The organism is Neptunitalea chrysea (assembly GCF_027924145.1).
GTDB lineage: Bacteria > Bacteroidota > Bacteroidia > Flavobacteriales > Flavobacteriaceae > Neptunitalea > Neptunitalea chrysea.
The window spans coordinates 1-12,222 of sequence record NZ_BRVP01000011.1 but is presented as its reverse complement, the minus strand read 5'-3'; the positions used below and the strand labels follow the sequence as shown (position 1 = coordinate 12,222).

Genomic DNA, 12,222 nt, shown 5'->3' with positions numbered 1-12,222 from the left:
TTAAGGCACATAGTTTACAAAGTTAAAGTCACATACTTTACACTAGATTTTGACTTCGCCTAATTGATACTTGTTTGTCTCTTATTTTATTTTCGTTAAAGTAACCTAAAAATACGTCTCTATAAAATAAACTCCATATTTTATATTTAGCGGACTTTGTTAATATTCACAGACCTTTTAGATTAGCACAAATGCCCTATGTTTTTTATACATCTTTGTTGGCGGTAGTGTTTTTCTTTTTTCAGTTAAACGACTGCCTGAATTCAGAAGGTGTAAGGTCAGTTTTACTCTTAAATAATTTGCTAAAAGATTGTATGTGCTCAAAGCCTAATTCGTATGCAATTTCGCTTACGGATAAATCTGTGGTTGATAGTCTTTCTTTTGCTAGTTCAATTACCTTATCTTGTATGAAATGCTTTGTACTTTGCCCTGTTAAATTTTTTAGCAAGCGACTTAAATAATTGGCTGATAGGTTCAGCTCATTTGCAAAATACTGAACTGTTGGTATTGTATTTTCTATTAAATTTCCTTTACAATAATAAGCCGATAGTAATTCCTCAAATTGGTTTAAGATACTGTGATTTGTAATTTTTCGTGTAGTAAATTGACGTTGGTAAAAACGTTCTGAATAGGTCAATAATAACGCTAACTGTGCAATGATTACATCTTGACTGAAATGGTCAATATTTGCTTGATATTCTTGAGCAATGCTTTGTATAACACCAATTATCATTTTTTCCTCCTTGTCAGACAAATGCAATGCCTCATTTATTTTATAATCAAAATATTCATATTCTTTTATTTTTTTTGATAGCGGAGTGTTCCAAAGGAAATCGGGATGTACAAGTAATAACCACCCCTTATGGTTTAATTCTTCATCCGTTCTGAATTCAAAAGAAAGCACCTGCTTAGGAGACATAAAATGCAATACACCTTCATCAAAATCATATTCCTGCTGACCATACTTTAATTTGGCATTAAAATCCTTTTTTAAAGCGATGGAATAGAAATCATTAGTGATATTTATTGGACTAGATTGGTGGTGCTTTAAATCCTCAAATTTTATAATACTAATAAGCGGATGTTCGGGTTTCTGCAAATCCATAACCTTATGGTATTCAGTTAAGGATTTTATGTGATATGGTTTTGACATAGAACAAAGTTATCGTTTATAATCCAAAAAGTGTTTTTAAGCCTTCTTTTAGCGTTATTGGTTTACGACCCAATTTGTTTTCTAAATCATGGGTTATTTCCTCTTCCTGTCCATTTTTTATATCGGTATTGAATTCAACTACTTTTTGAAGCATTGGTTCTGGTATTCCTGTTGGTCTCATTCTTTCTTGAAAGGTAGAAATATCCACGGGATGGTATTTTACTTCTTTTCCTGAAAGTGTTGTCAATGCCTTTGCAATATCATAAAATGAATAGGCTTCATTGTTTGTGAATTTGTATGTTTTGTTTTCACAAGCTTCATTTGACATCACATTTGCCATTGCTTCGCCCATTTCTTTTCTTAATGCAAAAGCTACTTTTCCATCTCCTGCAGGTTGAAAAATACCCTTTTCAAACACTTGTTTACCTACAAAAATTGGGAGTACATCCATATACAAGGTGTTTCTAAAAATGGTATAGTTTAGTCCACTTGCTTTAATATAATCTTCTGTAAGAAAGTGTTCTTCCATAAGTTGATGTGCGAGTGTTTCTCTATTTCGCATTGCTCTACTTGTGTAAGCAATATTTTTAACTCCTGATTTTTTAGCGGTATCAATGACATTTCTGTGTTGCTGCATTCGGTCACCTTGGTCGCCTGCTGAAATTAAAAGCACGGTATCTACATTTGCCATTGCACTTTCAAGATCGTACACATTATCATAATCGCCCTGAAAAACATTTATCCCTTTTGCTTTTATCTCTAATATTTTTTCTTCTTCTCGAACAAGGGCATAGATGTTTTGAGATGGAATATTCTTTAATAAAGTTTCAATGACCGCACTACCAAGATTTCCGGTAGCTCCTGTTACTAATATTTGCATAATTATCTTTTTTTGATTTATGCAAAGTTCCATAGTATTTAGCCGATAATTTTAGTCAAATCTTGCCTTGTTGTAATCGCTTTCGGCTTTTTTCAGATTACAGGGAAGTAGTTATAACGTCACGTATATATATATATATATATATATGAAATTAAATACTTCCGAATATCAACCCTTTTCTTTATTGATATCGTTTGATTTAAGACTACATTATTCCACAGAAAATACTTAATTATGGGGCATAATCTTCTACTTGAATGAGTAATCAGTTTTTCCCAAGCCACTCAGCACATTCCCCTCCATTTCGCGAAAAGCTGCATTCCGGGCAAAGAGCTTCCCTAAAAAGTCTTGGACACCATCCCCAATTTCTGCTTTCCATTCCGTTAACCCTTCCCGATCCTCTGGGAAGGGACTCTCCATTCCCAATCCGAAATCGTGAACGGAGTCCGCTCCATAGGAATTCCATTTAAACATTTGGTGCCGCTTCCTATGTATTGGTACTTCACAAAACCCTTTAGATCTACTCCCGTACCCTCACTGTCCCTCCCTTTTTTAGCCAGCAAAATACCAACATTTGGAAGTTGAACGGACTGCATAACCGGTCGTGCCTCCCTTTTATAAGTCCTTATCAATTCCAAATATTGAAAATGTATCAGCAACAAAAAAAGGTAACAGCGACGGCACTATGGGAAGTAAATCTAAAATGAAGCTTATAAAATCGTACAAAAACATCAAAAAGGAAGCGGCACCAAAAAAAACAAAAAAGGAAAACGCTCTGGATATAATAAGTAAATCATTTCAAAAAATATAAACGCAAACTGTCTGAATCGTTCAGATGGTATTTTAATTAATCTTTAATTCTTTTATTATGAGTACTCTAAAAAATCACGTACAGTTAATCGGAAACGTTGGACAGGAACCGACCACTACCAACCTTGAAAGCGGTAAAAAAGTAGCCCGTTTTTCAATCGCTACAAATGAACACTACAAGAACAACAAGGGCGAAAAGGTACAGTCAACCGACTGGCACACCGTTGTAGCTTGGGGCAAGACAGCCGAGATTATCGAAAATTATGTAGGTAAGGGAAAGGAAATAGCCATCACGGGAAAATTGAGAACCCGTACCTATACCACCGATGACGGAAACCAACGCTATGTCACCGAGGTTGAAGCCAATGAAATTCTATTACTTGGCAGTAAAAGCGATAAGTAAACCTTAAAATTTAAGAGGGCGTTCCCATCGAAAGTTGCGCCCTCTTTTAATTATTAACCCAATTAATAAGTTAACAATGAAAAGCAAAGTTAATGAAATAGCGATAAGTTACAGCGGAAGTTTAAAAGCAAATTCGCTTCCCAAAATAACCTGTTCCCAAAGTGCTGCCGACTTAGCCTATAGCCAATGGAACAAAGAAACAATTGAATTGCAGGAGACCTTTAAAATTATGTTGCTCAACAATGCCAATAAGGTAAAAGGCATTTGTGAGGTTTCCAATGGCGGTATTACAGGCACTTTAGTGGATGTCCGCATCCTGTTTGCCGTACTCTTAAAAAGTTTGACCACAGCAGTTATTTTACTGCACAACCACCCAAGCGGTACTTTAAAGCCCAGTGAAGCGGATAAAACCCTGACCCAAAAAATCAAAAATGCAGGGGAGCTACTTGATATCAAAGTTTTGGACCATTTGATATTGACCCCTGATGGCGATTATTACAGTTTTGCAGATAACGGAATCCTTTAAATTCAAAGCTATGGTATATCTCAATTTTACCGCCTTGAGCGAAGAGGCTCAAGCCTGACTTTTGGAAAATTCCAAAAAAGATGTGGAACGAAAATTTGGGGATGCTATCCGCAAATACGTAAGGGAAAATCACACCTGTTTTGAAACAACGATAGCCGAAGAAGCATTGCGAAATTTGTATTCTTATAAATTTGTATTCCATATCTAATTTTCAAAAAAAGCAAACTGACACCTCTAAGTTTTTAGAGGTGTCAGTTTACGTATTACGCATTTAATGACTATTCTCCAATAATCATTATCAATTGGAATTGTTCAAAAAGATGAATTTTAAATTGCAAATTGCTATTCAAATTTTATTTCATGTCAATCAATAAAAAGAAAATTCTAGCCATTTCGGGAAGCACAAGAAAGAACGCTACAAATCAAAAAATTCTAGAATTTATAGCTGGAAAATTTAGCGATATTTTGGATATCGAAATTTACGATGGCGTAGATAAGTTGCCTCATTTTAATACTGAATTAGATGATGATCATCTTCCAAAGGAAGTCTTTCAATTCAGGGAAAAAATTGAAAAATCCGATGGTATTCTATTTTGTACGCCTGAGTATATTTTTAGCCTTCCCGGAAGTTTGAAAAATGCTATTGAATGGAACGTTTCTACAAGACTATTTGCCAACAAACCCGTTGCGATAATTGTTGCCTCAGCATCTGGGGAAAAGGCATTCGAATCTTTGGGTTTGATACTTGAAACTATAGAAGCTAAAATTCCACTTGAATCAAGACTACTTATTCAAGGTGCCAAAGGGAAAGTCAATCTAGACGGTTCTATTACAGATAAAAATATGTTACAAGAGATTGACCATTTATTGTCATCATTTTTGAAGTCGATGATTTAATTTTTGTGTCTTTATTTCGCTGAAATTCAGCATTCAAATTTATGTAGGGTTATCCATTTTTTACTTTCGCCGATAACCGTACCCATCGAAATAGTATATAACAGGAAATTATTTTCCTCAAAATGGCAATTGGCTTTTTAGCCAGATTGTACGGAATTTTGTTCGCCTGGGGCGAACGAAAAGGAGTAGCAAGAGGGTAACACGCGATGCGATGTTTAGCACTCCTTTTTGTTTTCAAATCACTGATATTCAACAATTTGAAAAAAGACAAAATTCTCGACCTCCTACAATTTGCGACAAATGCCCTGTGAACGCCCATTTTTAGGGAAGGATTTGCGACAAATCGGCGAATTATGGACTCATTTATTGGCATCAGGTTCAAAAAGGAAACGGCAAAACGTTTTCAGGAATTTTCAAGAACACATTTCAAATCACACACCGAAGCATTGACTACAATGCTCGATTTTTTCTTTTACAACGAGATTTCCCCAAAGGAAAAATTAGGGCCTACTGGTAGGACGATCGAAGCTTCCATAAAGAAACGTATCAATGCGGTTATCGCCATCATGCGGGATATGGAAAAGACCCAGACCAAACCCACGGTGGCAATGATTGAATCCCTTTTCCAGACCGAAGAACCCAAAAAGAAACCCCTGATTTTGGAAAAGAAAACGCTCGAAGAAAAGCCTAAAGTAAGGTTTCAGGAAAAGCAAAACCATACTAACTAACCCTAATTTTTGAGCTATGTATATCACCATTACACCTCAAAAACTGGGAGGGAATTATGCACAAAGTTCAGGCGATTTTGTGGGTTATCTGGAGAAGGAAAACCAAGGCATGGAACAGGAAGAAATGGAACGCTTTTTCAATCAATATGGCGATAAGATTTCAGCCGAAGAAGTGGTAAAGGATATCGATGGCAATGGTGGTAAACTCAAAAAGACCGAACCGAAATTTTATTCCATAACGGTCAGCCCTTCCAAAGATGAACTGAACCGGTTACAGAACAGTAGCGAAGATTTAAAAAGGTACACCCGTGAACTGATGAAGGATTATGTGGCATCCTTTAACCGTGAAATCAACGGAAGACCCATTACCATTGATGATATAAAATATTACGCGAAAATAGAACACCAACGCACCTTTAAGGGAACGGATTGGCAGATCAAGGAAAACCAGCCTTATGCAACGAAAATCCTTCAGCTTAAAACTGAAATCAGAAGTATTGAAGAAGGACGGGCTGAAGGCAATAGCAAACTTTTGCAGAAGAAAATTGACCGATTGGAAAAGGAAGCCCCGCACCAACAGGATGGGGAGCGGATTGTCCAGGGGATTCCAAAGGCGGGAAACCAAAGCCATATCCATATCATCGTAAGCCGAAAGGACGCATCCAATACGTTTAGCCTTTCACCAGGGAGCAAACATAAAGCATCAGAAGTAGAGATGCACGGTAAGAGTGTAAAACGTGGCTTTGACCGAGACCAGTTTTTTGAGCGTGCGGAAAAGACCTTTGATAGGACTTTTGGCTATCAACGAAACTTCGCCGAGACCTACAAGGCAAGAAAGGATTTCGTCAAGAATCCGAAAATCTATTTTGCATCGCTGATGAAATTGCCCACCAATGAAAAGGCAATTGCTTTTAAAATGATGAAGGAAAGCGGTGTTCCAATGCTACCAAGCATTCCAGTGTCACAGGCGCAATTGGCAATGAAGGTATTTAACCGACTACGCCGTGGCGTGGAAATGGCCATCAAATCAAGTTCCATAGGAATCTAATTCGAGTATGATGTATATAGACAACCTTTTTACCGCTCTCGTTATTATTGGCTTGGCCAGTATGCTATTTTATGGATTATATCAACTATCAAGATATGCATTTGCGCTGAGCAGCCTTATGCTGTGTATGCTAGCTTATTTTTTACAGCATTGGAACGGTTTGGTTTTAGTGTTGCTGAATGTGGTCTGTCCACTTTTGCTAATCAATACAACATTGTATGTTTTCTTGCATAAAAAAGAAAGACCAAAAAATGGTGACGACCGATATCAAGTTAATTTTGAAACTACGAAAGGAAACTTCAAGCTTGACAATATCAAGCGAGGTGCATCCGTCATCGGTTCTGCGGGAAGCGGAAAGACCGAAAGTGTAGTGTATGGATTCCTGAAACATTTCCGGAAAGAAGGGTTTTGTGGTATCATCCACGATTACAAGGATTTTGAACTAACGGAAATGGCGTATCCGCTTTTTAAGGATGGGCATATTCCGTTTAAGGTTATTTCCTTTGATAAAATAATCCATCGGGTCAATCCAATTGCACCTCGCTATTTGGAGAACGAGGAAAGCGTCAATGAGGTTTCCCGGGTGTTGATAGAGAACCTTTTAGAGCAACGGGAATCTGGAACGACCGGCACGACCAAATTTTTCAATGATGCTGCAGAAGGTTTGATCGGTGGATTGATTTGGAAACTCAAAACATACTATCCCCAATTCTGCACCCTGCCGCATTTAATTGCCATTTATCAATATCTGGACACCGACAGCCTGATACAGTTTCTGGAAACCAATACGACATCGCGGGCAATGGCAGACGCATTTATAAGCGGGAAAGATTCGGAACGGCAAACCGCTGGTGTAAAAAGCACCTTGGCCAATGCATTGAAAAGGATCAGCACACAACGGATTTTTATGGCGTTGTCCGCAGATGAAGTCCCACTCAATATCAATAGTGAAGAAAATCCAGCGGTAATTTCAATCGTTAACAATCCAAAATTTGAGACTTCCTATTCACCAGTCATTGCTACCATTGTCCATACCATCACCAAACAAATGAGTGTGAGGAATTCTGAACCTTCATTCCTTTTAATGGAAGAAGCACCAACCATCCGTTTGTTGAATATGCACCGTATTCCGGCAACATTGCGGAGCTATGGGATATCTACAGTTTACGTGATGCAGGACAAAATACAGAATGATATGATGTATGGTGATAAGGCAAGCAAAGCGATATTGAGCAATCTTTCCTATCAATTTTTTGGAAAGGTAAATGACCCGGACACTGCAAAATATTACGAACGTTTTTTTGAGATTATAAAAGACTCAACAAAGAGCGTAAGCCGTGGTCATAGCCTCGATTTTGATACACGGATTACCACAGGGGAAAAGGAAATTCCAAAAATAAGGTCAGATATTTTCTTTCGTTTGAAGCAGGGCGAGTTTATTACGTATGCCGATGGAAAGGATGAGAAAGTTCAGTTTAACTTACAGAAGATTCATCGTGAACTTGCAAAAAGGACAAAACCGTTTTCATTGGCAGATTTAGAAGCTAATTTTGAGCTAATTTATTACGAGGCGAGGTCGATTTTCAAATGATGGAAAAGTGAAAAGACTCTAATGGCCATACTAAATTAATTGGATAATGTTGACTTTTTGAGGCTTATGACAAGTTAGTGGCAATGGCAACACGACACTCAACCTACAAGACAAACCGAACGACCAGGCCTATTCACCATTCTGTACAATTTGACTACAACACCTACCAATTCGGATACATTTTATCGGAAGACTATTAAGAACTTTGCACTTGAAATTTAGTCAATGCAAAAATGAAAAATCTAATATTAAACAATGGAGTAAAGATGCCACTGCTTGGTTTTGGCACCTACTTGCTTAGAAACGGTTCAGAGTGCGAGAAGTCTGTGCTTAATGCTTTAAACATTGGCTATAGACTGATAGACACAGCTGCTGCATATCATAATGAGGAATCAGTAGGCAAAGCGATTAAAAAAAGTAATGTCAAACGGGAAGAAATTTTTGTGACCACAAAGTTTTTGCCAGAGGCTCCCGGCTATGAAAATACAAAGCGCACTTTTGAAGCTTCGTTAAAGAAAATGCAGCTTGATTATATCGATCTCTACTTAATTCATCTTCCGCAGGGAGACGTAAATTCTTCTTGGAAAGCAATGGAAGAATTATACAAAGAAGGTAAAATAAGGGCGATCGGTGTAAGTAATTTTAATATAAATCAGATTTCAGATTTAGTGAAGCAGCATAGTGTGATACCAGCAGTCAATCAAGTGGAGACACATCCATTTTCCCAGAAAATAGAAATGGAGAAAGCTTTGAAATCTCAGGGCATACAGTTGGAGTCTTGGGCACCCTTTGCCCAGGGTAAAAATAATCTGTTTAATAATGAACTGTTAAAAGTACTTTCAAGCAAATATAATAAGAGCATTGGCCAAGTGGTGCTACGATGGTTAATTCAAAGAGACGTCGTTGCTATTCCAAAATCAGCAAATAGGGAAAGGATGAATGAAAATTTCAATGTATTTGACTTTGAGTTGTTTGCTGATGATATGGCAACGATCAAATCGTTAGATAAAGGTAGCGGACTAATTTACAGTGTTTAAAACATTTGAAAATCTAACTACAATAATTACCAACCTAACTACTTTTCATAGCACGACAATAGAGAAATTTGCACTTGAAATTAAGTTAGTTTTAGAAACAATTAAAAAAAAATTATGCAAAAGAGAAAACTAGGGAATGGCGGATTAGAAGTTTCTGCATTAGGCTTTGGCTGTATGGGAATAAACCATTCGTACGGCAAAGGAATTGAGAAAAAAGATGCCATAATACTATTACGCACCGCAGTTGAAAGAGGTATCACATTTTTTGATACGGCAGAAGCTTACGGACCTTACACCAATGAAGAAATTGTTGGCGAAGGATTACAGCCTTATAGAAAAGACGTTGTTATAGCAACAAAATTTGGCTGTAAAAATGCCATACCAACAGATGGCTTAGATAGTAGACCCGAAACAATCAGAGCAGTAGTAGAAGCATCTTTAAAAAGATTAAGAACGGATTACATTGATCTGCTTTATCAGCACAGGGTTGACCCCAATGTTCCGATAGAAGATGTTGCCGGTACCGTAAAGGACCTGATACAAGAAGGTAAAGTAAAACATTTCGGTCTATCGGAAGCAGGTGTAAAAACTATTCGTAAGGCGCATTCCATTCAACCTGTAGCTGCATTGCAAAGCGAATACTCTTTGTTTTGGCGTGAACCCGAAGATGAAATCATACCAACATTAGAAGAGTTAGGAATTGGTTTCGTTCCGTTCAGCCCTTTGGGCAAAGGCTTTCTCACAGGTACAATAAATGCAAGCACAAAACTGGAGGATATTGATCGTAGAAATATCATCCCTCGCTTCAGCGAAGAAAACATTAAAGCCAATATGCTTTTAGTGGATGCTCTTTCTGAGATTGCTCAACAAAGAAATATCACAACCGGACAATTAGCATTGGCCTGGCTATTAGCTCAGAAGCCCTGGATAGCACCAATACCAGGGACTACAAAATTGCATCGCTTAGAGGAAAACATTGGCAGTACAAATGTTGTATTAACAGCTGATGAACTTGCAAAAATCAAAACAATAGCTGACGGAATTACACTTGTGGGAGACCGATATCCAGCAGCTTATCAGCAACAAATAAATAGATAAAAACTAATAATGATGCAAAATATTAAAGGGAAAGTTGTAGCCATTACAGGTGCAAGCAGTGGAATGGGTAAAGCCATCGCCATAGAATTAGCAAAAAATGGTGCAAAGGTTGTTTTGGGTGCAAGACGAACAGAACAATTGCAAGAACTTGTTGAAGAAATTAAAAGCAAAGGTGGTGAAGCTACCTTTGTTCAAACTGATGTGAAGCATAAAACCGGTCTAGTTCGGTTGGTCAATACCACAGTTGAGCATTCTGGAAAATTAGATGTCATTGTAAACAACGCAGGTGTCAGTCAATTAAGCCGCATTGACGAATTGGATATTGACGGTTGGGAAGAAATGATTGACATTAACCTCAAAGGCGTTTTGTATGGGATGGCGGCAGCAATTCCCATTTTTAAACAACAGCAGTCAGGACATATCGTCAATATCATTTCAACTTCAGGAATAAAGATTGTCCCAATGCAAGGCGTTTATGCAGGAACTAAAAATGCAATCCGCACTATTGCAGAAGCGTTTCGTCAAGAGTCAAACGGAAAGATACGCATTACAGGCATTTCGCCCGGATTTGTGAAAACAGATTTTGCGAACAACATAAAAAATGAAGAAGTAAAAACAGCTATTCAAAAAGGAATGGAACAAATAGCCATAGATCCCATAGCAATTGCCAATGCTGTGATTTATGCAATAAGTCAACCAGACAACGTTGAAATTGGCGATATTGTTATTCGCCCGTCAAAACAAAATTGATTAAATTCGTAAAGAAAAATGGAACAACAATCTAACATCAATCACATTAAAAGTATATCGCAATTGGTGCGGTTATTGGGACTTCCTGCACCATTGCACCCATTGATTGCATTGGTTGACTATAATAATGTTTCGATTGAAATGTTTCCAAGAGGGCATAAAGTAAGTCTTGATTTTTACAAAATTTCCTTTAAACCTACATTCACAGGATACATAAAATACGGACAAGGATATTACGATTTTGAGGAAGGCGGATTGGCATTTTTGAAACCGAAACAAATCGTTTTTTCGCCAGAAGACCTAGAAAGCTATGAAGGTATTGCTTTGTATTTTCATCCTGACTTTATCCGAAATTATTCATTAGGAAAAACAATAAATCAATACGGATTTTTCTCTTACGATGTTTCAGAAGCCTTGTTTTTATCGGCAAAAGAAAAAGAAATTATAGCTAATTTATTTACTACAATAGCCAACGAACTAGACAACAATATTGACCATTTCAGCCAAGATGTTTTGGTGTCGCAAATAGAATTACTACTAAATTACAGCAATCGTTTTTACAATAGGCAATTTATTACAAGAAAAGCAATCAATCACGAGATCATAACTTCTTTGGACAAACTTTTAAACAACTATTTTGAAGAAGAAAACCGTCTGAAAGACGGATTACCATCTGTAAAATATGTCAGTACAGAATTGAAGCTTTCGCAACGTTACTTGAGTGATATGTTGCGTTCCCTGACAGGACTGAACACACAACAATATATTCAGAACGCAATTATAGAAAGAGCCAAAGAAAAATTATCAACGACAAATCTTTCCGTTTCAGAAATTGCATACGAATTAGGTTTTGAACATTCACAATCGTTCAGCAAACTTTTTAAGACAAAGACAAATTTTTCTCCCTTGGAGTTCAGACAGTCTTTTAATTAAACTGTTATAATTTTTCGGCTACAAGAAAATACTTTTCGGCTACAGGAGTAGAGATTCGAAACCTGAACTTTGCTTCATTAATTTATATAAAAAAATATATCAAAATGAAAGTATTTGTTACAGGCGCTACAGGTTTCGTAGGAACTGCCGTAGTACAGGAATTATTAGCGAATGGACACCAAGTTTTGGGATTAGCTCGTTCGGAAGCATCAGTGAACAAACTGATTGCTGCCGGAGCTGAAGCACACCACGGAGATTTAAATGATTTTGAAAGTTTAAAATCGGGAGCTGCCGCTTCAGATGCTGTTATCCATTTAGGATTTGTCCACGACTTTACAAAATTCGAGGAAATGTGTAAACTTGATGTG

General features: G+C 37.2%; 13 protein-coding genes. 11 read left to right on the top strand and 2 right to left on the bottom strand.

Going from position 1 to position 12,222, the window contains the following annotated elements:
* Positions 1-241 precede the first annotated feature (241 nt).
* Both NBRC110019_RS09160 and NBRC110019_RS09155 read right to left on the bottom strand, forming a co-directional pair.
* Positions 242-1,153: a helix-turn-helix domain-containing protein gene (locus NBRC110019_RS09160; protein ID WP_281754252.1), complete on the bottom strand. Its 912-nt coding sequence runs from the start codon at positions 1,151-1,153 to the stop codon at positions 242-244.
* 16 nt (positions 1,154-1,169) lie between these two features.
* Positions 1,170-2,033 (bottom strand): SDR family oxidoreductase, encoded by an 864-nt coding sequence (locus NBRC110019_RS09155; RefSeq protein ID WP_281754250.1) that lies wholly within the window; start codon positions 2,031-2,033, stop codon positions 1,170-1,172.
* Positions 2,034-2,901: 868 nt separating this feature from the next.
* Between NBRC110019_RS09155 and NBRC110019_RS09150 the strand changes: the two genes are divergently transcribed.
* The 11 genes from NBRC110019_RS09150 to NBRC110019_RS09100 all read left to right on the top strand — a co-directional run.
* Positions 2,902-3,246, top strand: coding sequence for a single-stranded DNA-binding protein (locus NBRC110019_RS09150; protein WP_281754248.1), 345 nt, complete (start codon positions 2,902-2,904; stop codon positions 3,244-3,246).
* A gap of 76 nt (positions 3,247-3,322) precedes the next feature.
* Positions 3,323-3,772 (top strand): JAB domain-containing protein, encoded by a 450-nt coding sequence (locus NBRC110019_RS09145; RefSeq protein ID WP_281754246.1) that lies wholly within the window; start codon positions 3,323-3,325, stop codon positions 3,770-3,772.
* A 360-nt stretch (positions 3,773-4,132) separates the two neighbouring features.
* The gene (locus NBRC110019_RS09140; protein WP_281754244.1) at positions 4,133-4,669 is read left to right on the top strand and encodes an NADPH-dependent FMN reductase; all 537 of its coding nucleotides are present in this window, start codon (positions 4,133-4,135) and stop codon (positions 4,667-4,669) included.
* A 353-nt stretch (positions 4,670-5,022) separates the two neighbouring features.
* Positions 5,023-5,397 (top strand): BfmA/BtgA family mobilization protein, encoded by a 375-nt coding sequence (locus NBRC110019_RS09135; protein WP_281754242.1) that lies wholly within the window; start codon positions 5,023-5,025, stop codon positions 5,395-5,397.
* 16 nt (positions 5,398-5,413) lie between these two features.
* On the top strand, positions 5,414-6,445 hold the full coding sequence (gene mobB / locus NBRC110019_RS09130; RefSeq protein WP_281754240.1) for a MobB family relaxase: 1,032 nt from the start codon (positions 5,414-5,416) through the stop codon (positions 6,443-6,445).
* Between the two features lie 10 nt (positions 6,446-6,455).
* Positions 6,456-8,036: a type IV secretory system conjugative DNA transfer family protein gene (locus NBRC110019_RS09125; RefSeq protein ID WP_281754393.1), complete on the top strand. Its 1,581-nt coding sequence runs from the start codon at positions 6,456-6,458 to the stop codon at positions 8,034-8,036.
* A gap of 233 nt (positions 8,037-8,269) precedes the next feature.
* Positions 8,270-9,073: an aldo/keto reductase gene (locus tag NBRC110019_RS09120; protein WP_281754238.1), complete on the top strand. Its 804-nt coding sequence runs from the start codon at positions 8,270-8,272 to the stop codon at positions 9,071-9,073.
* Between the two features lie 114 nt (positions 9,074-9,187).
* Positions 9,188-10,171 carry an aldo/keto reductase gene (locus NBRC110019_RS09115; RefSeq protein ID WP_281754236.1) on the top strand — a complete coding sequence of 328 codons (984 nt, stop codon included), beginning with the start codon at positions 9,188-9,190 and terminating at the stop codon, positions 10,169-10,171.
* A 9-nt stretch (positions 10,172-10,180) separates the two neighbouring features.
* The gene (locus NBRC110019_RS09110; RefSeq protein WP_281754233.1) at positions 10,181-10,921 is read left to right on the top strand and encodes an SDR family oxidoreductase; all 741 of its coding nucleotides are present in this window, start codon (positions 10,181-10,183) and stop codon (positions 10,919-10,921) included.
* An 18-nt stretch (positions 10,922-10,939) separates the two neighbouring features.
* Positions 10,940-11,854: a helix-turn-helix domain-containing protein gene (locus NBRC110019_RS09105; protein ID WP_281754231.1), complete on the top strand. Its 915-nt coding sequence runs from the start codon at positions 10,940-10,942 to the stop codon at positions 11,852-11,854.
* A gap of 104 nt (positions 11,855-11,958) precedes the next feature.
* The coding region (locus tag NBRC110019_RS09100; protein WP_281754229.1) for an NAD-dependent epimerase/dehydratase family protein at positions 11,959-12,222 on the top strand (264 nt) is incomplete at its 3' end.